Source organism: Armatimonas rosea, assembly GCF_014202505.1.
In the GTDB taxonomy this organism is placed as follows: Bacteria; Armatimonadota; Armatimonadia; order Armatimonadales; family Armatimonadaceae; genus Armatimonas; species Armatimonas rosea.
In genome coordinates, this window is sequence record NZ_JACHGW010000001.1 from 1,481,490 (window position 1) to 1,507,573 (window position 26,084).

26 protein-coding genes are annotated in these 26,084 nt (G+C 61.7%); 12 read left to right on the forward strand and 14 right to left on the reverse strand.

Translation table 11 applies throughout. The features are described 5' to 3' along the window. The first annotated feature begins 2 nt into the window (after positions 1-2). The 3 genes from HNQ39_RS06855 to HNQ39_RS06865 are packed head-to-tail and all read left to right on the forward strand — an operon-like array spanning position 3 to position 3,167. The gene (locus tag HNQ39_RS06855) at positions 3-1,622 is read left to right on the forward strand and encodes a serine hydrolase (protein WP_184193199.1); all 1,620 of its coding nucleotides are present in this window, start codon (positions 3-5) and stop codon (positions 1,620-1,622) included. Between the two features lie 22 nt (positions 1,623-1,644). Then, on the forward strand, positions 1,645-2,073 hold the full coding sequence (locus tag HNQ39_RS06860) for a hypothetical protein (protein ID WP_184193200.1): 429 nt from the start codon (positions 1,645-1,647) through the stop codon (positions 2,071-2,073). Continuing rightward, the gene (locus HNQ39_RS06865; RefSeq protein WP_184193201.1) at positions 2,070-3,167 is read left to right on the forward strand and encodes a phosphotransferase; all 1,098 of its coding nucleotides are present in this window, start codon (positions 2,070-2,072) and stop codon (positions 3,165-3,167) included. The genes HNQ39_RS06860 and HNQ39_RS06865 overlap by 4 nt, the downstream gene beginning before the upstream one ends. Here the strand turns inward: HNQ39_RS06865 and HNQ39_RS06870 are convergent. Then, on the reverse strand, positions 3,164-3,475 hold the full coding sequence (locus HNQ39_RS06870; RefSeq protein ID WP_184193202.1) for a hypothetical protein: 312 nt from the start codon (positions 3,473-3,475) through the stop codon (positions 3,164-3,166). The two genes, HNQ39_RS06865 and HNQ39_RS06870, sit on opposite strands and share 4 nt — an antisense overlap. Before the next feature lie 167 nt (positions 3,476-3,642). Further along, a complete protein-coding gene (locus tag HNQ39_RS06875; protein WP_184193203.1) occupies positions 3,643-5,346 on the reverse strand; it encodes an AAA family ATPase in 1,704 nt (567 codons plus the stop codon). 24 nt (positions 5,347-5,370) lie between these two features. On the opposite strand from HNQ39_RS06875, the gene HNQ39_RS06880 reads away from it, so the two are divergent. The 5 genes from HNQ39_RS06880 (at position 5,371) to HNQ39_RS06900 (ending at position 14,810) form a co-directional block, all read left to right on the forward strand. Further along, positions 5,371-6,531 carry an acyl-CoA reductase gene (locus tag HNQ39_RS06880; RefSeq protein WP_184193204.1) on the forward strand — a complete coding sequence of 387 codons (1,161 nt, stop codon included), beginning with the start codon at positions 5,371-5,373 and terminating at the stop codon, positions 6,529-6,531. A gap of 292 nt (positions 6,532-6,823) precedes the next feature. Further along, on the forward strand, positions 6,824-8,518 hold the full coding sequence (locus tag HNQ39_RS06885) for a hypothetical protein (RefSeq protein ID WP_184193205.1): 1,695 nt from the start codon (positions 6,824-6,826) through the stop codon (positions 8,516-8,518). A gap of 31 nt (positions 8,519-8,549) precedes the next feature. Further along, positions 8,550-10,508: an outer membrane protein assembly factor BamB family protein gene (locus HNQ39_RS30510; protein WP_184193206.1), complete on the forward strand. Its 1,959-nt coding sequence runs from the start codon at positions 8,550-8,552 to the stop codon at positions 10,506-10,508. 227 nt (positions 10,509-10,735) lie between these two features. Further along, positions 10,736-13,756: a beta propeller repeat protein gene (locus HNQ39_RS06895; protein WP_184193207.1), complete on the forward strand. Its 3,021-nt coding sequence runs from the start codon at positions 10,736-10,738 to the stop codon at positions 13,754-13,756. 58 nt (positions 13,757-13,814) lie between these two features. Then, positions 13,815-14,810 (forward strand): NAD-dependent epimerase/dehydratase family protein, encoded by a 996-nt coding sequence (locus tag HNQ39_RS06900; protein WP_184193208.1) that lies wholly within the window; start codon positions 13,815-13,817, stop codon positions 14,808-14,810. On the opposite strand, the gene HNQ39_RS06905 is transcribed toward HNQ39_RS06900, so the two are convergent. The 11 genes from HNQ39_RS06905 to HNQ39_RS06955 all read right to left on the reverse strand — a co-directional run bounded on the left by HNQ39_RS06905 (position 14,698) and on the right by HNQ39_RS06955 (position 22,162). Next, positions 14,698-15,435 carry a PP2C family serine/threonine-protein phosphatase gene (locus HNQ39_RS06905; RefSeq protein ID WP_184193209.1) on the reverse strand — a complete coding sequence of 246 codons (738 nt, stop codon included), beginning with the start codon at positions 15,433-15,435 and terminating at the stop codon, positions 14,698-14,700. The genes HNQ39_RS06900 and HNQ39_RS06905 overlap by 113 nt on opposite strands. Then, positions 15,429-16,271, reverse strand: coding sequence for a vWA domain-containing protein (locus HNQ39_RS06910; RefSeq protein ID WP_184193210.1), 843 nt, complete (start codon positions 16,269-16,271; stop codon positions 15,429-15,431). The genes HNQ39_RS06905 and HNQ39_RS06910 overlap by 7 nt, the downstream gene beginning before the upstream one ends. Before the next feature lie 2 nt (positions 16,272-16,273). Beyond that, a complete protein-coding gene (locus HNQ39_RS06915) occupies positions 16,274-17,428 on the reverse strand; it encodes an exo-beta-N-acetylmuramidase NamZ family protein (RefSeq protein WP_184193211.1) in 1,155 nt (384 codons plus the stop codon). 4 nt (positions 17,429-17,432) lie between these two features. Next, a complete protein-coding gene (locus HNQ39_RS06920; RefSeq protein ID WP_184193212.1) occupies positions 17,433-18,269 on the reverse strand; it encodes a hypothetical protein in 837 nt (278 codons plus the stop codon). Positions 18,270-18,272: 3 nt separating this feature from the next. Beyond that, positions 18,273-18,599 carry a hypothetical protein gene (locus HNQ39_RS06925; protein WP_184193213.1) on the reverse strand — a complete coding sequence of 109 codons (327 nt, stop codon included), beginning with the start codon at positions 18,597-18,599 and terminating at the stop codon, positions 18,273-18,275. Between the two features lies 1 nt (position 18,600). After that, positions 18,601-18,918 carry a hypothetical protein gene (locus tag HNQ39_RS06930; RefSeq protein ID WP_184193214.1) on the reverse strand — a complete coding sequence of 106 codons (318 nt, stop codon included), beginning with the start codon at positions 18,916-18,918 and terminating at the stop codon, positions 18,601-18,603. Between the two features lie 4 nt (positions 18,919-18,922). Next, positions 18,923-19,654 (reverse strand): 1-(5-phosphoribosyl)-5-[(5-phosphoribosylamino)methylideneamino]imidazole-4-carboxamide isomerase, encoded by a 732-nt coding sequence (gene hisA / locus HNQ39_RS06935; protein ID WP_184193215.1) that lies wholly within the window; start codon positions 19,652-19,654, stop codon positions 18,923-18,925. Further along, positions 19,645-20,067: a hypothetical protein gene (locus HNQ39_RS06940; protein ID WP_184193216.1), complete on the reverse strand. Its 423-nt coding sequence runs from the start codon at positions 20,065-20,067 to the stop codon at positions 19,645-19,647. Before HNQ39_RS06940 ends, hisA begins: the two co-directional genes overlap by 10 nt. A gap of 119 nt (positions 20,068-20,186) precedes the next feature. Beyond that, on the reverse strand, positions 20,187-20,792 hold the full coding sequence (hisH, locus tag HNQ39_RS06945) for an imidazole glycerol phosphate synthase subunit HisH (protein WP_184193217.1): 606 nt from the start codon (positions 20,790-20,792) through the stop codon (positions 20,187-20,189). Then, positions 20,793-21,386 (reverse strand): imidazoleglycerol-phosphate dehydratase HisB, encoded by a 594-nt coding sequence (hisB, locus tag HNQ39_RS06950; protein WP_184193218.1) that lies wholly within the window; start codon positions 21,384-21,386, stop codon positions 20,793-20,795. It lies immediately after the preceding gene. Then, complete coding sequence (locus HNQ39_RS06955; RefSeq protein WP_184193219.1) at positions 21,383-22,162, reverse strand: phytanoyl-CoA dioxygenase family protein; 780 nt, start codon at positions 22,160-22,162, stop codon at positions 21,383-21,385. The genes hisB and HNQ39_RS06955 overlap by 4 nt, the downstream gene beginning before the upstream one ends. Before the next feature lie 53 nt (positions 22,163-22,215). Between HNQ39_RS06955 and HNQ39_RS06960 the strand changes: the two genes are divergently transcribed. Together HNQ39_RS06960 and hpt are read left to right on the forward strand one after the other, a co-directional pair. Further along, positions 22,216-23,199: a TolB-like translocation protein gene (locus HNQ39_RS06960; RefSeq protein ID WP_184193220.1), complete on the forward strand. Its 984-nt coding sequence runs from the start codon at positions 22,216-22,218 to the stop codon at positions 23,197-23,199. A 7-nt stretch (positions 23,200-23,206) separates the two neighbouring features. Beyond that, positions 23,207-23,764 carry a hypoxanthine phosphoribosyltransferase gene (gene hpt, locus HNQ39_RS06965; protein WP_184193221.1) on the forward strand — a complete coding sequence of 186 codons (558 nt, stop codon included), beginning with the start codon at positions 23,207-23,209 and terminating at the stop codon, positions 23,762-23,764. On the opposite strand, the gene HNQ39_RS06970 is transcribed toward hpt, so the two are convergent. After that, entirely contained in the window at positions 23,761-25,089 is a 1,329-nt protein-coding gene (locus HNQ39_RS06970) for an aldehyde dehydrogenase family protein (RefSeq protein ID WP_184193222.1), read from the reverse strand. The two genes, hpt and HNQ39_RS06970, sit on opposite strands and share 4 nt — an antisense overlap. A gap of 36 nt (positions 25,090-25,125) precedes the next feature. Here HNQ39_RS06970 and HNQ39_RS06975 point away from each other — a divergent pair, with 36 nt between their 5' ends. Both HNQ39_RS06975 and HNQ39_RS06980 read left to right on the forward strand, forming a co-directional pair. Further along, positions 25,126-25,689, forward strand: a complete 564-nt coding sequence (locus HNQ39_RS06975; protein WP_184193223.1) for a hypothetical protein — start codon at positions 25,126-25,128, stop codon at positions 25,687-25,689. Next, entirely contained in the window at positions 25,673-26,065 is a 393-nt protein-coding gene (locus HNQ39_RS06980) for a ribosomal maturation YjgA family protein (RefSeq protein ID WP_184193224.1), read from the forward strand. The genes HNQ39_RS06975 and HNQ39_RS06980 overlap by 17 nt, the downstream gene beginning before the upstream one ends. Positions 26,066-26,084 lie beyond the last annotated feature (19 nt).

Genomic DNA, 26,084 nt, shown 5'->3' on the forward strand with positions numbered 1-26,084 from the left:
CCATGATGCCACTACTTCTTGCCGCGACGACACTCCTCACCGTCCCCGGTGTTCGCACGTTCGACTTCGCCGACCCCAAGGGAACTAACACCGTCACGATTGCTGTCGATGCCCCGATCGAGCCGGTCACGGGGATCGCGGGTGGGATTACCGGGAGTGCGAGCTTTGACCCGGCTCACCCGGAGAAGACCACGGGTGAGATTCGTGTGGCGGTGGAGAGCATTCAGTTCGGCAACCCCGGCTACGCCAACTCGGTAAAGGGCTATGCACTGGAGGGCAAGAAATTCCCGACTCTGACCTGCAAGCTCAAGAAGATCGTCAGCGGGAAAGAAGTGGAGAAAGGGCGCTTTAAGGGGACTGTCGCGGTGGATTTTACGGTCAAAGGGATCACGAAGGCGCTGACAATTCCCTTGGACGTGCGCTACTTGCCAGGGCTCTCGAAAGAGCGCGACGGCCGTACGGAGGGCGATCTGATGGTGGTGAAGACGAGGTTTGCGATCAAGCGCTCGGACTTTGATGTGGCGCCGGGGCTCTCGCCGCTCCTTGCTCCCGACACGGTCGAGATCGGTGTCTCCCTGGTGGGGATCGCGCCCAAGAACCCCACCCCCAAGGCTCCTGAGCCAAAGCCTAAGACCGAGCCGGTTGCGGAGCGCATGGCGTTTCATAAAGTCCCTGCGGCGACAGTCGTGCGGCTAAAAAACTTTGAGGTTGCATCGGTGGAGCACTACGGCACCGCGACCGCAAAGACGCTCTTTCCGGCGGGAGCGCAGGGGCGGCCTATCGCTGCGCTGGTAGCCCTGCGGCTTGTGCAAGAGGGGCGGCTGGCGCTCGACACCGACATCAACACGTATCTCAAGAGCTGGAAAGTCCCAGAGAACGCGTTTACCCAGCAGCAGCCCGTCACCCTGCGACACCTGCTCTCGGGGACCAGTGGCTTTACCTGGGAGAAGTATCTCGGCTACCCCGCGGGTGCCGCGCTTCCGACTCTTGAGCAAGTCCTGCGTGGCGAGGCTCCCGCCCTGACCCCACCAACCACCGTCCACTTCTTGCCCGGGAGTAAGTTTGGCAACTCCGCGGAAGAGCTACTGGTCTTACAGAAGCTGGTTGAGGATGTCACCGGGCAGCCCTGGCAGACGGTCGTGGCAAGCGTCTTCGGCCCCGAGATTCGTAGCCGCTACGAGGCCTTTCCCCAGGGCGAGATAATTGCTGTGGGCCACGACGAAGACGGCAAGCCGTGGCCGGGTGGGGGGCGTGCCTACCCCGAGCTGGCCGCCTCCGGGCTCTGGGCCGACCCCGCTGAGTTCGCGTTTGCCTTTGGGGAGATCCTCAAGATCGCCTCGGGGAAGAGTAGGTTTCTCGACGCGAAGTACGCGGAGTTCTTCACGGAGCTCAAGCCGGGGACACAGAAGAGTGCCTTTGGGATGGAGGACTTTGGGGGGCGAGCCATCCTTTTCCGCGGAGGCAATGCCAAGGGCTACTACTGCCAGTGCTGGGCCGATCCCAAGACCGGTGATGGCCTCGTGGTCTTCACCAGCCGCGATCTCTGCTGGAAGTTTGCCAACGAACTCCGCGATGCCTGGCTGGCCTCCTCGCCCCCTCGCCCCCGCCCGGCGGGGGAATAAAAAGGAGCGATATAATCTCTCCGTGATACTTTTCTTTGCACTGAGTTTCTGTGTGGGAGCCCTCTTCGCCGCTGCTCGGCTGGGAAAGCCCCGCCCCGCCTCGCCGTCGGTGGTGCGCCGTGTACTGCGACCGATCGCACTGGTGGTACTGGTGAGTGTGTTCTTCGGGACGCTCATCGGGATCGCGGATGCCAAGCGCTCCGCCAGTGCCCCGGCTTGGCGGCAGGTTCGTGAGGCGCGTCAGCGGCTGGATCCGAAGAACAAGACCAATAACCCGGAGCTCTGGAAGCAACAGCTGGTCGAGGGCGAGGCAAAGCTGACCGCGAGCGAGCACTCGGGGATCGAGGCTACCACGGTGGTCAAGGGAGTTGTCCGCACGAGCAGTATCGCGCTCTTCCTCTCGGGGATTATTGGGGGGCTGGCCCTCCTACGCTTCCGTATCGCTCCGTGACCCTGACGTGCTTCGGGCAAGACCCTACGAGCCAGCGCTGGTGGAAGCTGACTGGTGATGATGCCAAGGCACTCCGTGCGCTGCCTCTGCACTATCGCTTCATGCCCCAGCGTGACGAAGCCACGGCAACTCTGATCGCAGAGGGGGCACGGCCTGCGGAGGCGGTCTGGGTGGATACCGACGCGCTTCCTCCCGAGGCACACGAGCCGCATCCTCTACGCGTTCCCTGGGGCTATCCGGGCTGGCTGGAGAGCGCGCTCGCCTGGATCGCGGCTCACGCTGCGGGGCTACACGCGTGGAAAGAGCTCAAGTCCTGGAGCCTCTCGTGCGTGATCCGCGCGGAGACCGGCCGTGGCGTGGTCTACTTCAAGGCCACCAACCAGCGCCCTCTCTTTGCCAATGAGCCGCGTATCACCCAAAACCTTGCCCAGCGCTTCCCCGGCCGCATCCCGACACCCCTCGCGACCGACCCCGAGCGCGGCTGGATGCTTCTTGCGGACTTTGGCGACGAGCTCCGCACCAGTCACGGTGACGACGCCACAGCGCTTGCCCTCACCGACTACTCCCGGCTCCAGCAACAGACACTAGGGCAGGAGACCGAGCTGCTTGCGATGGGGTGTGTGGACCGTCGCCCCGCCCACCTCGCCCGCGAAGTCGCCCGCCTCCTCACCGACCAAGCCGCGCTGGACACGCTCACCTACGACCAGCGCGAGAAGCTGCTCTCCGTGGACTGGCAGGCCCGAATCGCTGCCTTTGCCGATGCCCCCTGTGGCCTCGTCCACGGCGACCTACACACCGGAAATGTCGCTACAGGCCCCGACGGCCTGCTCTACTTCGACTGGACCGATGCCTGTGTCGCGCTCCCGTGGATGGACATCCTCCTGCCCTTCTGGCCCGAGAATGTGGATAAGACCCAAGAGCTCCTCGCTGCTTGGAGCACGCCCCTCCCGCCCTGGAACGAGATCGCCCCGCTGATCGCCCTCCACCACGCCGTCAGCTACCGCCACATCCGCGATGCCACCGAGCCCTGTGTCCAGCACGAGCTTGGGATCATGCTCACCCTCTTTCTCCAAAAAGTGGCGGCGTTTGTCTAGGGAGAGGGATAGGGCTCGCCTAGATCAAGATTATTTTCCCGTAGCCAGTGAAACCCATCAGAGATCAAGAGTGCTTTGATCTGTGTCTTGGGCGACCACCCGTACTCAAGCGCAGAGGTGATGAGTTTTGCGGCAACACGTGGGAGGTTTAGATTGATGATGTGCTCTGGTCTGTCGTCAAAGACCACAACACCACGTCGCCAGACATACTCACTCCCACCCAGGGGGGAGTGCCAAGGGAAATCAAGCTGAAAGAAAGTGCGGGGATGGTCCTGGTGCGAGACATAAAATTTCGCGCCATAGCCCATTATTCCATCAGGACGTGGTATGTGGCCTGATCCTACTTTCCAGAGATAGGTCTCCCCACCTACCACAATCTTCCTCAGCTTGCGTTTCAAACCTTCACCTCACAAGAAAAAGCTCCCTCCACCCAACGCCTGGATAGAGGGAGCTTCAGCTCGTTCTTTGTCCGACCCTAGATCACGCCGCTCGGTTTTTTCGCCGTGCCCTTGCCGCGCGTATCTTGGCGGATGGGCTTGACATCGGCGACATTCTCCGGGGCTTGGTCGAGCAGCATCAGCCAGTCCTCGACCGCATCGCTCTTGGGGAAGATCTCGTTTTCCTTGAACTCCAGCGCGAGCGCCTTGTAGAGGTCCTCTTGGGTTAGGCCTTCGGTGTGGTTGCCGCTGGCAATCGCCCGCTTGATGGCGAAGTCCTTGGCCCGCTCCACCAGGGAGCTCAGGAGTGCTCCGGAGACCAGGTCCTTCCAGTAGAGGCGCTCCGTCCCGCCGTTGCGGTTGAAGACATCCAGAAACTCCGTCTCGGCGTCCTTGCGCCAGAGATGCGCCACGGTGTTGTCCACCAGCTCGGCGGCGGCGGCGCGCTTGTCGCCGTTGTGCTTCTCGATCAGCGCGCAGTCGATCGGGACATTCTCGTTGAGGTAGATCGAGAGAATATCTTTGGCGGCCTTGCGGTCGGGGCGCTTGACACGGACGCGGCGGTCGATACGCTCGGGGCGGAGGATCGCGGGGTCGATGTAGTCCGGGCGGTTGCTCGTGAGCATCACCACGACATTGGCGCTGGAGACCAGGCCGTCCATCTCGGCGCAGAACTGCGGCACGACCGTGTTGGAGATATTGGTCCAGCGGCCCGAGTTTCGGGTGCGGAGGATCGACTCGGCCTCATCGATAAAGATGAAGACCAGGTGGCCCTCTTTTGCCTTCTCACGGGCAGTTGCAAAGATCTCGCGCACCTGGCGCTCGGACTCTCCCAGCCACATGTTGAGGATCTTGGGGCCATTGATGTACATGAAGTACTCTTTGAGGTTCTGGCCGGTCTGCTGGTTGTACTCCTTGGTCAGGTTGTAGGCGGTCGCCTTTCCGATCAGGGTCTTGCCACAGCCGGGAGGGCCGTAGAGCAGGATACCCTTGAGCGGGCGCTTCCCAAAGCGCTCGTAGAGCTCGGGGTAGAGAAGGGGCTTCTCGATCGCATCGCGGATAATCTCGATGACCTCGTCTTGGCCGCCCACTTTGTCCCAGGGCACCTGCGGCACCTCTTCCAGGAAGAAGTCCTTGCTCTCGGTCTTGGGGAAGTGCTCCATCGCGAGCTTACCGGTGGGGTCCATGCGGACCTCGTCGCCCGGCTTGAGCTCCGCAAAGAGCAGCGCCTCGCCCCGCCCGACAATCCGGGAGTTGAGCCCCTGGACATCGCCCCCAACCCGCAGCCGGGTATCGTCGAGCACCTCGCCCACCTTCACCAGCGGCCCGGCGACATGGGGGGGAAGCACTTGAACCACCGCAAAGGCATCGTTGAGGATCACCCGGTCCCCGATAGTCATGTCTTGTGCATCGAGCTTGGGGTCGACATTGCCGACATACTCGCCATCGCCGACGGCAAGGAAGACCTTCTTGCTATTCTCCAGCGGCCCAAGATACATCCCGATCTTGCTGGCGGTCTCGGTCAGCTTGGCGTAGGCCTCTTCAAACTGCTCCAGAACTTCTTGGGCATCGCGCATCTGGCGCTCATCGGTCTCTAGCTGGTGACGTAGCAGTAGCAAGTACTGGTACTTTGGGTCCGACGGCGCGGTCATTGCCAGCAGCTCATCTACTAGACCCACAGCGCGCAGCTGCAGCTCATCACTCTCCTGCGAATCTCCCCGGCGGTTATCTCGTCGTGCCATGCGGGTATTATACCTTTCAGGCGTATGGAAACCACCCCCCAAACGGTCAGGGAGACCCTGGCAAAACTCCGGGAACTTCCCCCGATTCCCGTGGAGCGCCGCCTCGCTGCCCTGGGGGCATTCTGGCAAAAAGTCCCTCTCGCCCCGCCGCCGGAGACGGGCGCATTTCCCTGGGCACAAGTCCGCCGAGGGATCGCCGCCCTCGCCGCCTCCGCGCCGCACTGCTCGGAGCCCGTCGAGCTCGGGAAGCCCGGTGTCCTGGCGCTGATCCTCGCCGGAAACACCCCGCTACTCGCCTGGCCCACGCTGCACTACTGCGTCCTGCTGGGAATTCCCGTCTTCATCAAACAGAGCCGCGATGAGACAGTCTGGACGCGCCACTTTGTCGAGACCCTCACCGAGATAGACGCCGAAGTGGCTGCCTTACTCCACCTTGATCTCTTCCCTGGAATGGTGGATGAGCGTATGCTAAGCCTCTTGACGATAGCAGATGCGACGATTGCCTATGGTTCGGACGAAACACTAGAGGCTCTTTGGCCCCATCTTTATTGGAAACCATTTTTGCCGTTTGGTCATGCCACGAGCATTGGGTTTTGGTGTGATGGTTCAAGTCAGTATCGTGAGGGGGGCGAAGGGTTTGCACGTGATGTTTTGATGTACGATCAACAAGGTTGTCTATCGCCACAAACCATTTTTGTTGATTGGGGCAATCATGGAGCTATTTCCGCTGGACAATTGCTTGCGGGTGAATTGGCAAAGGTGGTTGACGATTTGAAAGTCCCACCAGTCACTGATCTTGCGATTGCCCGAGAGGTGAGAGAGGTAGCCGATATAGCTCGTTTCACTCCGACGGACTATGTGATTCAAGATTCTCACTTGAGATGGACAGTCATCTACGGGACACAACCTAAGATTCTCTCACATGGAACTGGTCATGGCATCGTTCGTATCGTTCCAACTTACCATCGTTTTATGCGACACCTTCCTTTTATCTTGGGTTCTCTTCAAGGGAAAGTGTCCTCGGTCGGAGTTGCGGGTGATATGTCTCAAGAACTGGGTATGGCACTTGAAGCTGTGGGCGTCTCGCGGATTTGCCGGGCGGGGGAGATGCAGACGCCGCCACTGGATTGGAAAAATGGGGGAGTGGACTTGCGGGCATGGCTCGTAGAATCGCTGGCTTCATGACTTCTTCATGGCAACTCTCTAGGATCAATCTGTATTTTTTCGGGTCGCTGAGGGTTCCTTTTCCCAACGAGCGCAGGCATGCGGCTTGACAAAACCGGTAGCTTTGCGGAACAATAGCGACGATTTTCTGATCGAATGGGGCAGTCCTGCGGGGGGACAATGATGCCCTTCGGAAATTTCGTAATAAAGAAGGAAATTGTCTGCGCGAGCGCGAATAGTGCGAGCGTAGGTTTTCGGCCACTTAGGACAGGGAATAATCCCTGCTGACGACCGAGAAGAGAGGTTTTACAGCATGCAGATTCGCACCGGGATGCGATCCTCCTGGTTGGCGGCGGCGGCAGCGGTGCTGGTGACAGGCCTGCTTGCGCTCCTGCCTTCTGGCTGTGGTGGAAGTGGAGGGGATACGATTCCCACAACACCCACACCCACACCGGTTGGGGCGACACCGACGCCAACACCAGCGGGCACCGCAGCTTTCAAGGTTAAGATCGATTGGGGCGCGCGTAGCCGCGTCGTGGGTCTCTCCTCGGCTCTTTCGGCCCGGATAACGCTGGTAAACGGCGATCCGGCCGGTGGTGACATCTCCTGGGTTGTGAATCGCCCGGCGGGGACATCGGCAGTTCTCCAGAGCTACGACGCACCGCGTAAAGCCAAGATCGGTAACTTCATCCTGAGGGTGGACTTCTACACCAACGCCGATGCGACTCCGGAGACGAGCAAGGTTGGGTTCGCCCAAGCCTCGGCCACCGTTCTTGCGGATGGCTCGCTCTCGGTGACCATCTCGACGTACACGGGAGTCCAGAGTGTCGAGATCATCGCCGGGCAGTCGGTTGCGGTGGGGGATACCCTGGATCTTGCCTTCCAGGCGAAGAACAGTGATGGCAATATCGTTGCCGTGACCCGTGGCTCGGTCTTCTTTGCCGTGGTGGCGGATGCCGATGCGGGGAACCTCGCCGTGGTCAATGGGGGCTCGTCGGTCAAGGGAGTTCGCCCTGTCCAGGCTACCGTCACGGCGAGCATCGATGGTGCGACCAGTCCCGCGACCGTTGTACGTGTTACCTCCAACGCCTCTGTTGCCGTGACCCCGATCTCGGGTGACCTAGGCTCGGAAGCACCGCTTGATCTCACCGCAGTGGTGACCAACGCGCCTGTTGGGGATAGCGATGTCACCTGGTCGATCCAGGGGGGAGCGGGCACGCAGAACGGAACCCTGACGAACATTACGGGAACCACGGTGCGCTACCTTGCTCCTAAGGTGGTCGCGAAAGAAGTGCGCAACATCACCCTGATTGCGACCAGCAAGTACGACACGAGCAAGACCTTCACCATCCCTATCAAGGTGAGTGCAACCACCGATGTGGTGATCACTCCTTCGCCGGTGAGCCTTTCCTGGGAAGAGTCGGTCTCCCTGACAGCGGTGGTGAACAACCTCTCGTCCCTGATCCCCGCTGCGGATTCCCGCCGCGAGGTTAAGTGGGAGCTCGTCAAGGACGGCACCAACCCGGTTGGCTCGCTGGTGGTGGACACGACGAATGCCAATAAGGCGACCTACACTGCACCAAAGCGCGATGCGACTATCACGGTGCGTGCGATCAGCAACTACGACACCACCGTGATTGGGGTTGTGACCATCACAGTGAAGTCCAAAGTCTCGGTTGTGGTGACCAACCCAAGCCCGCTGGCGGACCCGTTCCGTATCTCCGTTGGCAAGGTGCAGAACTTTGCGGTGAACGTGACCAATATCGCCCCCGGGCGAGATGGCTCCGTCACGTGGACTCTGACAGGACCGGCGGGAGAGCCCAACACGGGTGGCATCTACGGTGACATCGTCAGCACCAGCACGACAACAGCACGCTACACGGCACCGGCCTCCAAGCCGGGGACGGGCCGGGCACGGATTATTGCGACCAGCAACTACGACCCCAGCGCGACAAAGGTGATCAATATCGAGATCGTTGCCGGTTCGTTGGACATTAAGATTGACTAAAGCCATGACACGATTTGTTAGAAACAGAATAGTGCCAGGGGCACTTGCTACTCTCCTTGCGCTGGGCGTAGTGGCTCCCTTGACAGGCTGTGGCGGCGGACTGGGACGTCCTTTTGGCGGAGGGGTCAGTGCTCTTCCCGTCAGTAATGTGGGACGTCTTCAGATCACGGTTGCTTGGCCCGCACGAAAGCCGACTCGTCTTATCCCCGATGCCTCCAACAGTATCGTGGTGGATATTAAGAACGCTGCAGGGGTCAGTGTCGCTGGCTTCCCCAAGGTCTTAGTGCGGCCTGCGGATATCTCCGGCTCTGGAACTACCGCCGTGGCAACGGTCACGGCGGGAGATCTCGAGGTGGGGCGCTCTGCGGCAGCAGCGGAGCAGTACACGATTACCGCGGTTGCCTATCCCAATACCACAGGCGATGCCAATCCGGCGGACGTGCCCCAGGCACGAGGAACGGGTTTTGCTAGCCTCTGGCTGAACCCGACCAACCCTGCTCAGGACCACACCTCCCAGTCCGTTGGCTTTACGATGGACAGTACTATTGTTCGTCTGGAGACGACACCGGAGATTGGGTTCCCGCTACGAATTGGGCGAACCCGGACCCTGACCGCGACGGCATACGACGCTAACGACCTGGTGGTCTTGACGACACCAGGGAAGATCCAGTGGGTAACGACTGACAGCAGTGTCGCGACTCTCTCCTCGACAACGGGGCAGTCGATTGTCGTCACTGCTGCGGCTTTTGGAACCACACGTATCTCGGCGACGGAGACGGAGTCGGGGATTACCAGCGTGGGGCGGCCTTCGATTGTGCGCGTCTCGGACTCGACGCTTCTGGCGGCGGGCTGGGGTAAGTTCCATGGGGACCTTCAGAACACGGGACAAGTGGGAACGTGGGCGACGGGTGTTGCAAACCAGGGGCAGGTGAAGTGGGGCTTCCTCACGGGCAATAAGATCCTACTTACCTCACCTGCGATCTCTGAGGTTGATGCGACAACCGGGGACTTCATGGTCTTTGCAGGAAGCCAGGACAGCACGGTCTATGGTATCGATGGCAAGACGGGAAATGAGGTCTGGCGCTATGAGACAAACGGGCCCGTCGACTCGTCGCCTGCTCTGACAAACGATGGTGTCCTCTATGTCGGCTCCGATGATCGTAAGGTCTATGCGCTGGATGCAGAGACGGGGACGCTTCTTGCCTCTAGTGCGGCTTTTGGTGGGCCGATCTCGTCCTCACCGACAATTGGGCCGGATGGCTCTATCTATGTTGGGGAGAGCCTACCGGGTAAGACATTCTACTGTCTTGACTCACGTACGCTAGCTGTCAAGTGGAGCTTTGTAGCGCCCGATGGAATCGTCAACTGTGCTGCCTTCTCTCCGGATAACTCCCGGGTTTACTTTGGCTGCCAGGACGGAAGAATCTACGCTCGTAACGCCACCACTGGAACTGCTATTCCCGGCTGGCCGGTGACACTGGGATCGGATATTTTTGCTTCCTCTCCCGTTGTGGATACAGCAGGGAATGTCTACATCGCTTCGACCGCAGGGAGGGTGTTTGCCTTTACCTCTGCGGGTGTGCAGCGGTGGGCTCCACGTGACTTTGCCGTGCCGATCTTCTCCACGCTGGCGCTGGCAAGTGATGCTGGTGGCGCGGCGACACAGCTCTATGTCTCCACCTGTGACTTCTCATCGGGGGCAGATAACAGCCGTGTCTATGCGCTCAACCCGGCAACGGGGGCGATTAACTGGCAGTACCCTGCAGTTGGAGATCCTGGCCTAGAGCCCATGTCCTCCTCGCCATCCATTGGACGGGATGGGACAGTGTTTGTGGGGACCTGGGGAGGCGATGTGCTTGCCCTCACCTCCACAGGATCACTGCGCTGGAGCTTTGATACGACCGGAATGATCGAGTCTTCACCTGCAATTGGTAAAGATGGTACGGTCTATATTGGTAATCACAACGGTCTCGTGTTTGCGATTCGGTAGAGAGATGTTTAGGGCTGGCTTCTTGGAAGAGAGCCAGCCCTGAAAGGGACTTAAAAATGGCATCATATGAATCTAGTAGCCGTCCTTTTCTAACTGGCCTTTTAGCGACGACTTTCCTAATCGGGGGAGGCGTTTTTGTCTATGCAGGGGCCAGGCAGGGACTATACGGAAGTCTGGGACGCGACTTCGCAAAGTCAGGGGGGCGGCCTTTTGCCAATACCGTGGCGATGCAGCGGAGCATTGAGCTGACCGAAGAGAAACTGCGTGAGAACAAGGAGCGTGTCGGAACCAACCCTAATGTGGGTGAGGGGCCTGAGTTCCTGGAGAGTAAGCTGTGGCGTGAGCGCTTGTACGGAACGGGGACTCCCGAGGGGAACTTTGCCCGTCTAAACAATGCTCTGGACCAGATGCGGAAGATGTCGTCCTGGGGATCCACGGGTGGCTCCGGTGGCGGTGGAACGCGTCCAAATAGCTTCGGTGGCAGTGGCAAGGGCTCTGCGCCTGCGTCCGGCGGTAACATTACCGCGATGGGAAGCGCTTGGCCGGGTGTGCCTGCACAGCTAACTCAGTGGGAGTTTGTGGGACCACGTGATCTTAAGCCTGCTCCTCAGCTGATCTACTTTGGACCTGCCCAGTCACGTGCCTCGGGGCGTGTGAACGATGTCGCCTACGATCCGACCGACCCTACAGGTAACACCGCCTACATCGCCTCCGCGGGTGGTGGTGTCTGGAAGACGACCAATGGTGGACAGGACTGGCAGCAGCTCTCGGACTCCACTTTTGACCAGCTCCAAACCTCAGGAATTGCGGTGACAGCCACCGGAGTTGTTCTGGTTGGCTTGGGAGACTACCCTGGTGGTGATGCCGCAAGCCGTGGTGTGATGCGCTCCACCGATGGTGGCGCGACTTGGGTGCGTGTGGCAGCTGCGATTCAAGGAACCTATGTCAGCCAGATATTGTGTGATCCCGACCTGCCTAATGTTGTCTACATGACAACCGGTGGGGGGACTGCGGCCCGAACCGGTGTTTATAAGTCTACCGATTCTGGAATAAACTGGGCAAAGCTAAATCCGCCCATTGCGACGGGGGACTTTACCAAGATCTCTATTGCCGCTCCGGACCCAGGGACGGGAACCCGTTTCCTCTATGTCTCGCGTGCAGCCGATCTGACGGCAGGGACCTCGGTCTTCCGTAGCTCAGATCGTGGGGCAACCTGGACCAACCTGACTCTGGGAATTCCGGGACAGAACTCCTTTAACTCCGAGGTTGAGGTTGCGGCATCGCCCAACGATCCCAATGTGGTCTACTACGTCGATGCAAGCACGGGCCAGACGGATGGACGTATCCTTAAGAGCAATCAGGCAGGTGCAGCCAATACCTGGGTGGACGTCACGGGGAACTTCCCCGACGGCGCTGAGGTAGGGCAGCCGGGGTACAACTACAGCCAGTTCTTCTATGACCGGCACTTGGACTGTGGAACCATTCCGGTTCCCGGACAGGATATCGACCAGCTCTTCCTAGGAGGAATCACCCTCGCGGCGACCCTCGGAGGGAGTAACTGGACCGATGTTGGGCAGTCGTATGTATCTCCTGCGGCGGTGCAGACTCACAGCGACCAGCACGGAATGGCGTTCAATCCCGCCAATCCGCTCAAGAGCCTGATCACCAACGACGGAGGGGTCTACGGGCTCACTTTTGACCCGAATGTAGGCACTTGGACGTTTGTAGGTGGCTATGCACTCAACCGAACGCTTGGTGTCTCACAGTTCTACGATGCTGACTGGCACCCAAGCAATCCTGATTGGATGCTTGGTGGAACGCAGGACAACTCCTCACCTGCGGCACTAGGGGATGTCCAGCACTGGGACAACGTGGGAGCCGGCGATGGCTTTGGTTCCGCGATCAACCCGGTGAACACCGCGATTCAGTACACCTCGTCCCAGTTCGATAATATCATCGGAACCGGTGATAGCTGGGCTAGCCGTACAGGCATCTCGCCCGACTGGGGAGCAGATGAGCTTCCGTTTATCTCCCGTATGGCGCTGAGCCCCGCGGCTCCAAACTACTTGTACGTTGCGACAAATAACCTCTGGCGCTTCGACTCGGACAAGGCTGCGGGCAGATGGAACGATCCTACCTGGGATCCGAACACGGCTTGGGATCCACGCCTGGGAGGCACCAATCTCTGCCCCGACTCAGGTCAGGGCTTTGAGACCATTACCGGCATTGCGCCCTCTCCGAGCGATCCGAGCATTGTCTACGTGTCAACCGCAGGTATCGACTTCGCGACGCCACGGCTTCTGGGCAAGCTTTGGATGCTGAAGTTCAGGGCCACGGGCCGGGGCTACCGTGACCCCGCCAATGCCCAGTGGAAGCGTCTGGACATCTACAATCCGGGCACAGGCGATGTGCGGAGCTTCCCGCCGGGAGCTATCTTCCAGAATGTAGCGGATGGACAGATTCGTATCTCCACGGTGAAGGTGAACCCGTCTAACCCCTACGATATCCTTGTGGGAACGACGGATAACTCTCCGGTTGCTGCTAACAACGGTGTCCGCCTATGGCGCTGCCGTAACACCAACAACGTCTGGTCCAATCCGCAGATCCTGCCGCAGTTCATCCCGGTCTCTGGTATTCAGGGAACCCCGACTGCGCTGACAACCCTGCCGCCGCGCTGTATCGAGTTCCACCCGAACGATCCGTCTAACACGTTCTTTGTCGGAAACGATATCGGTGTGTTTATCACGCGTGATGGTGGTTCTACCTGGTTCAACGCGGGAACCAACCTTGGTCTGCCCGTTGTACCTGTCAATGCGATGCGTGCGATCCGGGGAACCGGCTTCCTCAATATCGCTACCTACGGTCGTGGAATGTGGCGCATGCCGATCAATGTCTTCGACCAGGCGGTTCCCTCACCCTTCAAGGTGACCCCGAACCTGACCCGTGGAGCCTCGATCAGCTGTACGATCCGTGTTCAGAACCTCAATCAGCGACAGCTCAGTGGCGTGTCCATTGTCGGAGCACAGTTTATCCCGAGTACCGGGACACTCTCCAATACGACAAGCGCCCTGCCTGTGAACCTGACACCCAACCAGCTCTCCCTACTACAAGAGGGCAGGGGGACGGTTCTGTTTGCGAATACGACGGGACGCTCTGGCACCCTCGGGACGCTGCGCTTTACCTTCCGCTACCAGCTTGCCAGTAGCACGGTAAACGCCGTCAACGATGTGACAGTTCGTCTGCCCTAGTCGTTGTGTGGTGGCCCCCCACGGGAGATTCCCGTGGGGGGCTTTTTTCTTGATTCCTATGAAGATACTCATTACCGGAGTCTCCGGATTTCTAGCCCACGCCCTCGCGGAGCGTCTCCTTGAACAGGGGTACGCCGTCCTCGGAGTCGCTCGCTCTGCGCCCCGCCACGCAGGCATCCCCTACGCCACGCTTGATCTCACCGACTTTTCCAGCACACTGGCCCTGCTTGAGAGAGAGCTGCCCGAGCAGATCTTCCACCTCGCTGCTGTCTCCGTCCTACAACACGCGGGGGGACCTGAGGGGGCACGGGGAATGTTGGAGGCGAATGTCGCGGGCACCTGGAATCTCTTGGAGGCAAGCCGACGCCTGGAGATTCCCCAGGTTGTTGTGGCATCGTCGGATAAGCAGTACGGCGCACTGGCGGTGCCTCCCTACGACGACGAAGACTCGACGGCTTTCGCCAATGGGGGCCTCTATGAGCTCTCGAAAGCACAGCAGGATCAGGTTGCTCGTCTCTATGCGGGGCTCTACGAGACTCCTGCGATCCGTGTGGCACGCCTGGCAAATGTCTATGGCCCCGGTGACCTGCACTGGAGCCGCATTGTCCCTGGGACGATCCGTCGGACGGTGGAGGGGGTGGCTCCGCGGATCACGGCCGGCAAAGCAGGGGAGTCGCTACGAGAGTATGTCTTCCTCGACGATGCTCTTGCGGGCTTGCTAGCCCTTGCCGCAGACGCACAGAGCCGCGGCAATGCTCCTCTTCAGCGTATCGATGGCAAGCTGGCGCGGGTTGCCTTTAACATTGGCTCGCCGCATCGCCATGCTGCGGCCTCGGTGATCCAGACGGTTCAGCAGGTGCTTGCGGAGGACTTTGGTATCGTTGGGCCGCCCCCCGAGGTGCAGCCGGGAGTGGTGGGAGTCTTCGAGCCGGGCTCGCAGTTTAACCGTCTAGAGCGTCTTCGGGAGCTGATGCCGCACTACTCTCCCCGCTCGCTTCATGAGGGACTGCGCCTGACGATTCCCTGGTACTTGGAGCAACTACGGCAAGGGTAGTGTCGTCCAGGGCGAGCCGCCGGGCGGTGCGGAGTGCCATGATAAACCGCTGGAAGTCGCCAGCGTTCTGGAGGGCGAGGAGAGAGCCCCAGGGCTGATGCTCCCGCTCGTGCAGCAGCCAGGCGGCAAGGGCATCTGTGGCGGCGAGGATGGTATCGCCTGACTGGAGAGCAAACTCTGTGTGACAAAGCTCGGGCAGTGGCCCTTGGGTAGGCAGGAGCGCGGGGTAGGTCGAAAAGTCCTCGGCGCGTGTGTAGGGGAACGCAAAGACCAAGAGATCGTCCCGGATCACAAAGACACAGGCATCCCCAATCACTTGCACTCGGAGAGTTGTGGGATCCCACTCAAGACCTAGAAAGCTGGAATGGGTAGCGTGGCGAAGCTTGTCGGCGAGGAACCACGGGACTGGGCTGGGAATCATGGCTCTCCAGGCAGTCGCCGCTACATCGCGCTCCAGGGTACCGTCGGTGAGAAACGCCTGGCACAACGCCTGTGCCCAGAGCCCCGAGAACGCATCCGACGAGGCACCATCCGCGAGAGCGAGCCGCCCCTCGGCCCAGAGTAGTGCATCCTCATTGGCCTCAGGGGCAAGCGGGTCCTTGGCGAGCGTAAAGGCTCTTACCACAGCTTACCGGGGCGTGTGCCAATCTCCAACGCTAGGACGAGCAGGCTCGGATCGGCGTTGAGAACAAAGGCGCGTGCATCGTCGGTGAGGGGCAGGCCATTCTCCCAGGCGACCGTGCGCATGTACGGGGTCAGGTAGCTCGCCTTGTCGAAGAGGAGGCGGGCATAGCGGTCGGGGAGCTCGGTGGGCTTGTCGGGGAAGGAGAGCGGCTGCGCTACCCGGCGGCTGGAGAGATGGACATTAAAGAGCGTCGCGCGGCCATTGCCAGTGCCCAGGTTTGCCAGCGCGTCGAGGTAGGGGCCAGGTTCTCCATCGGTTGCCTCTCCATCGGTGATGTGGACGATAACCGGGGGATGCGATGCGGGATTACGCCCAACCCAGTAGGAGAGAACCTCGTGGGCGTAGTGCAGGGCGGCACACATCGTGGTCGAGCCCTTGGCCTGCGGTGTGAGCCAGATAGGGGCCTTGATAGTCTCAGCATTGCCCCCTGCCATGGCGACCACGCGCTCCTCCAGGCGAAGAACATGCTGGGCGACCTCGGCAATAGGGACGAGCTCACGGCCGCGGAGCGCACCTTGCCAGGCGGGAGCGACCTCCTCGCCGTAGCCGATCACGGCGATCTCAAAGTAGTTGCGTACCCCATCGGACTTGGAGCAGGAGAGAATGAGGTTGCGGAGCAGGTTGTTGAGTGCCATCGCGACTGCCTCGGCTTTTGTGACAGGCGCTTGGCCATCGCGCTCCCCAAAGGGCTCGGCCATCGATGAGGACTGGTCAAGGATGAAGCAAAAACACGAGGGCGTGTAGCGGGTTATATCAGAGTTCGTGTAGCGGCTCATGACTAGGTATACACCAAAAAGGGGGCTCTTTCCTTCTCAAAGTTCACGGCACCTTGCTGAAACTCCGCCCAGAGCTCGGCGGAACCGGCACCACGGTTAAATGCACGTCGCACGGCATCGGTGCCGCAGGAGTAGTCGAACATCTGGGTGGGTTCCCCCGGCGAGAATGGCCGGACGACTCCCGCATCGCGGAGGGCGGCGAGGAGGGCGAAGTTGGGGCGTGTCCACTCGCTCTCGGGGCCTTTTTGGGGGATCAGGCGCACTCCTTGGCACTTCTGGCCGGTGAAAAGCCCGCGTGACGGTGTAAAGCTCGCCGCGGTGTACGCAAAACCCGCCACCGCATGTTTCTCCAGCGCCTTGGCGAGCTTGGTTGCGCTGAGAGTGGGACTGCCAACATAGCCAAAGGGATCGTCGGTGCCCACCCCGATCGCGATACAGTCTAGCTCCCCGAGAATCCCCGTGGCGGCGTAGAGCCGGGCAGCACGGAGCGTCGGGATATTGGGCGATGTCGGGATCCAGCGGCGCGCGTCCCAGCCAGAATCCGTGCGGCTGAGGCCTTGGCAGGCAAGCACGCTGAGCGTGGGTTGGGCACCACCTGCAAGCCAGCCCTTGCCGATGAGCATCTTCCCTACCTCACCGAGGGTCATGCCGTGTCGGTAGGCAAGGGGGTACTTGCTCACAAACGACGTGAACCCCTTTTGGACGGGGCCGCCCTCGACTCGTGCCAAGCCAAGCGGGTTGGGGCGGTCTAGCACCAGCACCGGGAGCCCGACTTTGGCCGCGCCTTCGAGGACACAGCCCAGGGTCGAGAGGTAGGTGTAGCTCCGGCAGCCGATATCCTGTAGCTCAAAGACCAGGAGCTCTAGCCCTTTCAGCATCTCGGGGGTGGGGACCTTGGTCTTGCCGTAGAGGGAGTAGACCGGCAGACCCGTCTTGGAGTCGGTGTAGGAGGCGATCCACTTGCCCGCGGGGACATCACCGCGGACACCATGCTCGGGGCCGAAGAGCGCCGCCACTTTGACACCGCCCGCACGGAGCGCCTCAATCGCGGGTGTTCCATCGGCGAGCGCGGCGGGTGGGTGGGTCACCAGCCCAACTTTCTTGCCCTTCAGCCGCGCGAATCCCTCCGCTGCCAGTACATCGAGTCCGGTCTTCATGCCCCTATCGTACCGCAAGCGAGAGCGAGAACAGCTCGCGCTGCTCGTTGCCCAGGAGCAAGGTCTGGTTGTCGCTGAAGCACAGCGCCTCGCACTGCTTGGCATCGTCGAGGAGGATCCGCTGGAGCGGCTTGGTCAGGAGCTTGTCGGTCGCACCGCGGACATCAAAGAGCCAGACCGATGCCACTAGGTGCGTGAGGACAGCGAGGGTCTTGCCATCGGGCGAGAGATCGGCGGCGGTTACCCAGCCCCCGAGCTGGGTGCGGCTATCCAGCTTGGTGAGGACATTCACCTTCTCTGTGTCCTCCTGGTCGAGGCGGTAGAGCGTGGTGTTATCGAGCGGGAGAAAGCGCATCCCTGCGGCACGCTGCTTGGTCAGGACATGGAGCTTGCCTCGAAAGACAAAGGCGGCCTCGCAGTCGAAGCGCCAGGCCTCTTTCTTGGGGGGGAACTCGCTCTGGTCGGGGTAGGCGACACGCAGCTTGGTGGCATCGACTTTCTGGTCGCCTCTGCTGGGATTGGGCTCGTCGAGCTTGTAGACACAGAGGTTATCGCGCTTGTTGTCGTTGTTGCCCATATCGGCGATATAGAGTGTCTTGCCATCAAGGGCGATATCTTCCCAGTCGTGGTTCTTGGCATCGCGCACCTCGATCTCCGCTACCACAGAGCCATCGGCGCGGAGGGCGAAGAAGCGCGACGAGTCGCCACTGTCGTTGTGGCCCCAGAAGATGCCGGGGTAGCGGCGGCTCGCCGCCAAGCCACTGAGCTCGCTCAGCTCTTTACTGCGAATCAGACCGCTGGGAACCCACTTGCGCTTGGGGAGGGGTTTGGTTTCCTGCATGGCCTAGCGCCCCACGGTCAGCTTCTGGGCATCGTCGCTTGTCTGATAGCCTTGCGTGAGCTGGCGCTCCTCGACCCGCTTGACCCGCGCCTCCATGCTGTCTAGCGCGGCATCGAAGGAGAGATCGAACTTCGTGGTCGTGTCACGGAGGGCCAGAACCTGCTCCTTGAGCGCATTGAGCTCCGCGCGGAGCTCATCGCTGAGCTGCACCGTACCCTCGCCCCCCTTGCGCGCACGGATCTTCTCCAGCTCCTGCTTGTGCCAGGCAAGGACCCCAATAATGGAGACAAGCCCCACGAAGATGACCCCCAGGATCATGAAGGCTTCCATGCTACTGCTCCGTTCTCAGGCGTGCCAGCGGGTCGTTGGCGGCGGTGGTGGTGTAGGTGCGTGTCTCGATGCGGTCGACACGCTCCTCCATACGGGTGAGGGCGGCGTCGAAGGACATGTCGTAGCGCATGGTCGTGTCGCGGAGCTGGCGCACCTCGTTGCGGAGCTCTTCAATTGCAGCCTGGGTTGAGGCATCGTTTGACTGGATGCCACGCATCTTTATCTCCGCCATCTTTAGGCGGTGCTTGAGCATGGCATTGAATCCTGCAAAGCCGAAGATGGTGAAAAAAATAAACGCAAATGTCTCGCCTGGTCCCATAGGTCTATCCTCGTGCTACCCGCAGGGCATCGGCGAGCGATAGCCGTCCCGCGTAGAGCGCTTTGCCGACTATGACAGCTTCTACGCCGCTTTGTTGCACGGCAGTGAGCTTCTCAATATCGGCGATTCCGGCCACACCGCCCGATGCGATCACGGGTAGCCCGACTGCCTCAGCGAGGGCTGCGGTTGCCTCGACATTGACCCCTTCGAGCATGCCATCGCGGGCGATATCGGTGAAGAGAAAGCGCCGCCCGCCCAGCGCCGCCATGCGCTTGCAGAAGTCTTCGACGCGCTCGCCGCTGGTCTCTTTCCAGCCATGGGTCGCGACAAAACCGTCGCTGGCATCGGCCCCGACAATCACCTGCTCGCCGTACTGCGCCAGGATCGCCGCGATCGCCTCTGGGTTGCCCGCCGCGCTCGTCCCGACAATCGCCCGGCTCGCCCCAAGCGCCAGCATCGCCCCAACTTTCTCCGGCGTCCGCAGCCCCCCGCCCACCTGCACGGGGATGCTCACCGCCGCTAGAATCGCCTTAATCACCGGATGGTTGGTCGCCTCCCCGGTCTTGGCACCGTCTAGATCGACGATATGTAGCCGTGTCGCGCCGGCTTGCTCAAACCCCCGCGCGGTCGCGATAGGATCGTCGGCCACTTTCTCGCTCGTCCCAAAATCGCCTTTTCGCAGACGAACCGCCTGCCCGCCAAATAGATCAATGGCGGGAATTATCTCTAGTCCCATTCGATTTCCTTGTCGCATTTTTTATCCCGCTGTGAGTTCTTGTCCCGCAGTGATGCCAGCGGCCAGATAATAATCACCATCAGCAAGGGCAGCAAGAATCTAGCCGACATGCGCCCCATTCCCGGCACGAAGTTCCCCGCTGCTATGAAACGTTCCATGAGTAGAAACAGGAGCGTCATCACTCCGACATAGGCAAAAATCCTATAATGCAGCTTCCACTTTGGGGTTAGCCAGTACATCAGAATTCCCACCACAATGTTGACCATATCGCAAGCCAGTATCCGTGCGGACTGTTGAAGAGGAGAAAAGAACGAGGCGAGGAGGAGAGCCTGAGCGAAAATAAACAGCGCGAGCCAAAAGAAACGCTTCAGAGTCGTCTCTGGCAACGACCTCTCCGCTTGCTGTAATTGCATCTCAAACCTCCTCTCAAGACCGCCGGTTGAAACCGGCGTCTGCAATGGCGTCGTTCCTCCGCCGCAAAGCCCATGCCGGGCTACTGAATCTGTTCCTCAGCCCGCACCCAGCGGCGGATTTAAAGCCGCGCGAAGTTGTCGAGAATTTGCAGTCCCACCTTGCCGGACTTCTCGGGGTGGAACTGGACACCGAAGATATTGCCGACGGAGACCGCAGAGCAGTAGGTCAGCGTGAACTCGGTCTGGGCGGCAACGACGCTTGGGTCTTCGGGGGCGCAGTAGAAGCTGTGGACAAAGTAGACCATCGCGCCGGGCTCTAGGCCGGCCATGAGCGGGCTCGCCTTGGGAAAGCTCAGCGCGTTCCAGCCGATCTGTGGGATCTTGATGCCGGGAGAGTCCGGGAAGCGCTGGACGCGGCCAGGGATGAGGCCGAGGCCGGGGTGCTCGCCCATCTCCTCGCTGGTGTCGAAGAGGAGCTGCATCCCGACACAGATTCCCAGAAAGGGCTTGCCCGAGTGCGCGGCATCGAGGGCGACTTGCTCCAGGCCACGTGCACGCAGGGTCTTCTCCGCCGCACCAAACGCACCCACACCGGGCAAGATCACTTTGTCGGCGGCGGCGATCTCGGCGGGATCGCTGGTGACCTTGATGGCGTGGCCGAGCGACTCGAACGCCTTCTCCACCGAGCGCAGGTTGCCCACACCGTAGTCGATCAGCGCGATCATCTAGAGCACGCCCTTGGTCGAGGGAATGCCAGTGACACGGCTATCCAGCGCGACCGCTTGGCGCAGCGCCCGCCCGAAGGCCTTAAACGTAGCCTCGGCGATATGGTGGGCGTTCTTGCCGACAATCAGCCGGATGTGAAGATTTAGCCCCGCCTCACGGGCGACGGCGTGGAAGAACTCCTCGACCAGCTCGACCGCGAAGGTGCCGATACGGGTGTCGGGGAACTCGAGGGCGATATGTGCGCCGCCGCGCCCGGAGAAGTCGAGCGCGCACAGCACCAGGGACTCGTCCATGGGGACGGTCGCATCGCCGTAGCGGGTCATGCCCTTCTTATCGCCGACGGCTGCCTTCAGCGCCTGGCCTAGGCAGATTCCGACATCCTCGACCGTGTGGTGGTCGTCGATATGGTAGTCGCCCTTTGCTGTGATCTGCAGATTGAGCAGCCCATGCCGCGCGACATGGGTGAGCATGTGGTCAAAGAATCCCACTCCCGTGGCGAGCTGGCTGGAGCCATCGCCGTCGAGGTCGAGCGAGAGCGTGATATCGGTCTCGGAGGTCTGGCGGGAGAGGGAGGCGGTTCGTGGAGCACTCATACAGTAGGCAGTATATCAAGCACTAAACTGCCCTGCCGCTCGCGCCACGCCGCCTTGCCGGCCCGCACATCGAAGAAGTGGTCGTCGGCGAAGAGTGTCTCGTGGCCCAGGTTCTCCCGGGCGGCGGCGAGGATCTCGCGCCACTGGGCATTGTGATACGACGGCCACTTCACTCCCGCTTGGCAGTACGACGCATCGGCGAAGTAGCGGACGCGGTCCTCGCCGCCGGGCTTGGCGCGGCGGGCGTGCCAGAGCGCGGAGTAGACAAGCACCGCCGAGCCGGGCGGAAGATCATCGACAACCACCTCGCCGGGGAGCACTTGCTGGCCCAGGTGCCCCAGCGCTCCGTTGGCGATCACCGTGTTCTGGGTCCGCGGCAGCACCACCAGGTCCCCAACCTCGCCGTTGAGGCCGTTGAAGTAGTAGAACACATGGACCATGATGTGGCTCCGGTTGACCTGGGGCTCCTGCTCGTAGTCCTGGTGCCAGTTCGCGCCGGGGGTGCCGGGGCCTTGGCGGCTGGCGTGCAGGTGGTGGAAGGCAAAGCCGGGCCCCATCACCTGCTCGACCATCGCGAGGGTCTTAGGGTGGACAATCAGGGGACCGAGGTGAGGGAGCTGGCAGAGGTAGGGCACGGGCTCTTTGGCCTCGCGCAGGGCCTGGATCTGGTCCATGTCCGCCTTGTAGCCCGCCATCTCGTCGTCGTTGAAGAAGCTGGGGAGGATCAGAAAACCCTGGTCGTGGAAGGCGGCAAGCTGGTCGTCGGTGAGCATCATAGGCGAAATTATACCTTTATTGGGGGCCAAAATACGGTACACTGGGGGGCGAAATGAAGGTGCAAAGTCTGGTTGCCATGGGTCTGGCGCTTGTGCTGACCGGCGCGGCGCATGCCGAGCGGTTTATTTTCCAGCGGGGCGGGGCACTCTACAGCGCCAGCCGTGATGGGAAAGAGTCGCGGAAGGTGCTTGAGCTCGGCGGAGCCACCGGGACACTCTGGGCGGCCTCGCCCGACGGGCGCCGGATTGTCTGGACCAAGACCTCCAGCACCGAGACGGAGGGGAACCTCGCGACCCGGCCCGTCACCGTTTTTTTAAGCGATATCACCGGGCGACGGCAGAAGAAGCTCTTTAGCACCGATTCCCTGAAAGACCGTCAAGGGCGCGGGATCACCGAGATCGGCGCGAGTGTCGCAGGCGGCGAGGCGACCACCCTCAATGACTGGAGCCTGGTCTCGCTCTCCTGGAGTGCGGATGGTCGGACGCTCTATCTGGGGTGCACGCGCGTGGGGGCTGCTCCGGGGGTGACGACGCTCTCGGTGGATGCGCAGGCGGGGACGGCTCTGGTGGATGCCGACGGGCGCTGGAAGTCACTGGCGGCGGTGACCCAGCCGGATGCGCGCTCGACCTATCTGGCGGCGGTCTCGCTAGGGCGCGAGGCGGGCTCGGCACCGCTGGTAGTCTGCAATCTTGCGGTGGGCACTGCCTGGACCCCCGTGCCACCGCTCGGCGGGACACCGGTCTATGGGGCCGCGCTCTGGCCCGCGCTCTCACCCGATGGCAAGAAAGTGGTCTTTGCCTCCCTGCCCCGTGGCCTCTGGCTGGCGGAGGGGCCGGGCCTGCAGACCCGGCGCTTGGTGAGCGGCGAGGTCGCCCGCCCCCGGTTTAGTGAGGACAACAAGACGGTCTTGTTCCTCTCGCCCCGCCCCACGACTGCCGATAAGACGGCGTACGACCTCTACGAGCTTCCTGTCGGGAGCACGACCCCCAAGGTGGTGCTGAGCGATGTGGACTGGTTTGACCTTGTAGCGGACTGAGGAAGACATGCATCCAGACATTGAGACCATTCGGATTACCGAAGAAGAGATCGCGGCACGGGTGAGCACCCTGGGCGCACAGCTCGCGCGCGACTATGAGGGCAAGGACCTCTTGCTGGTGGGAGTGCTGACGGGCTCGACCCTGTTCATGGCCGACCTTGTGCGGCGGATCAATATCCCCCTCGCTTTTGATTTTGTCTCCGTGAGCACCTACGGCACGGGGAGCAAGGCGAGCGGCGTGGTGAAGATCCTCAAGGACCTCGATGAGCCCGTGGAGAGCCGCCATGTGGTGGTGGTCGAGGATGTCTTGAATCCCGCCATGTCGCGCCGCCTCTCGTACTTGCTGGACATGCTCAGCGCCCGAAAGTGCGCGTCGCTGCGGGTCTGCACCCTCCTGGATAAGCCCGTGCGCCGCCGTGCGCTGGGGATCAACCTGGAGCCCGACTACTGCGGCTTTGCGGTGGAGGAGGAGTACGTGGTCGGCTACGGGATGGACTATCTGGGCCGCTACCGCTCGCTTCCCTACATCGGCACGCTCAAGCCCGTGATCTACGGCGGCGGCTAGGCCGAGAGCACCAGCACCCGCGGGCTGGTGTACTCGTCCATGGTCCAGCGAATGCCCTCACGCCCGACTCCCGAGTCGCCCTCGCCGCCATAGGGCATGGCGTCGCTGCGGAACGTAGGCACATCGTTGATAATCACGCCGCCGACTTCTAGCTCCTGGTGGGCTTGGAGGACGCGGCGCATGTCGTAGGTGAATACCCCCGCTTGCAGGCCGAAGCGGCTGGCGTTGATGCGTGCGATTCCCTCATCGAAGCTGGCGACAGGCTCGACAATCACCACCGGGCCGAAGACCTCATCGCGCACCAAGGGCTGGTCTGTCGGGACAGCGGTGAGGATGCTGGGGGCCAGGAGCGCCCCATCACGCGGCCCCTGGAGGAGTACCCGAGCTCCCGCCGCCTTCGCCTGCTCCACCCACTGCTCCACCCGGATCGCGGCGTCTTCGGTGATCATCGGCCCCAAGTCCGTGGTCTCGTCGGCGGGATCGCCCAGCTTGAGGGCACGGACGCGCGCCACGAGGTCTGCACAGAAGGCCTCAAAGTAGTTCTCGACCACAAAAATGCGCTGCACTGAGATACAGACCTGCCCCGAGTAGGCAAAGCCGCCCACGACACAGCGGCCCACGGCATGCTCGACCTTGGAGGCGTGATCGACCAGAACCGCGGCGTTGCCTCCCAGCTCCAGGATCACCCGTTTTTTAGTGGCGCGCTGCTTGAGCGCCCACCCAACCGTGTCCGAGCCCGTAAAGGAGAAGACCGGGAGCCGGGGATCGTCGGCGAGCAAGTGCCCGATCTCCTGGGGCGTCTCGGGCGTGAGCACGGCAAAGGCGGCCTCGGGCCAGCCGCAGGCATGGACCAGCTCCTGGAGCTTGAGGGCGGTCTGGGGAGTCTTCTCTGCAGGTTTGAGAACCACGGGCGCTCCGACCGCAATCGCTGGGGCGACTTTATGGGCGACGAGGTTGAGCGGGAAATTGAACGGCGTGACAGCAGCGATGGGGCCGAGCGGGAACCGACGCACCAGCCCCATGCGCCCGACTGCCGCCGCGCTCAGATCGAGGGGAAGAAGCTCGCCCCCAAAGCGCCGGGCTTCGTCGGCGGCCAGCGAGAAGGTCAGCGCGGCGCGGTCCACCTCGACACGGGCATCGCGGATCGGCTTCTTTGCCTCGGCGCAGAGGAGCTGGGCAAAGGCCTCGCGCTGGTCTTGCAGGCCCGCGGAGATCGCCGTAAGGATGGCGTGGCGCTCGGCGGACGAGAGCTTGCGGGTCTGGTCAAAGCAAGCAACTGCGGCCGTGAGAGCAGCGTCGGCCTCGGCCAGTGTGGTGAATTTCATGCCCTCAGAATATCATTTTGTGGCTTATAGTAGGCCATGCCGACTTTAATCCTTGCGCTTCTGGCTCTGGCGCAGACAGAAGAGCCTCGACCGAAGCTCCCTCATGTCCCGATGTACGGCCTCAATGCGGGCACCTACCTGCCTGCCAGTGCGGCGGTGCGTACGCGCTTTGGGGGCAACTGGTTTAGCTTCTCGCCGGGGCTGGGGCCAGTCATCCCCCCGCCGATCCCGATGCTGATGTCTGACACCACCTTGATGACCCAGGCCAAGCAGGTCGGGGCGTTCAACAACCGTGCGTTCATGGCCTTGCTGGGGGCGCAGTACCAGTGGCCGCTCTACTCCCTCAAGCCCGTTGAGGGAGAGAAGCTCCGCCTGCCGACCTTCATGCCCTACGCGGGTGTGAGCCTGGGCGGGGCCTACGCCAACCTGCGCAGTGAGGCAGATGGGCTTAACACGGGGAGCGTCGCGCCCTACGGCAGTGTCTATATCGGAACCGCGGTGGGGATGGGGGCCTTTGCCGAGGCGCGCTGGCGCTCGGTGGGTGCGCTGCATGGGCTGAACCTCTCCGGGCTGGAGCTGGGTGTTGGGCTCCGCTTCTAGCACGGCACGGGCACGCTGGGGGACGCTGGCGCTGGCCTGTGTCCCTCTGGGGCTGGCGACCCGGCCGCTCAAGCGCCACGACGAAGCACTTGGCTCGGCCTTGGGCGATGCGCTCTGGGCCTTGCTGGTCTTGGCGCTGGTGGGCGTGGCCTTTCCCCGCTGGCCTCTGGCACGGCGGGCGGCGTTGGCGCTGGGGATCGCGGTCTTGGTGGAGGTGAGCCAGCTCTGGCACACGCCGTGGCTGGAGGCGCTTCGGCACAGCACGCTCGGGGCGCTGGCGATCGGGGGGAGCTTTTCGTTTGGTGACTTGGGCTGCTACGCGGCGGGGATTGCGGGGGGCTGTCTGCTCGATCGGTGGCTCAAGCATCGGGTATAATGCCAGGCGAACATCTGAT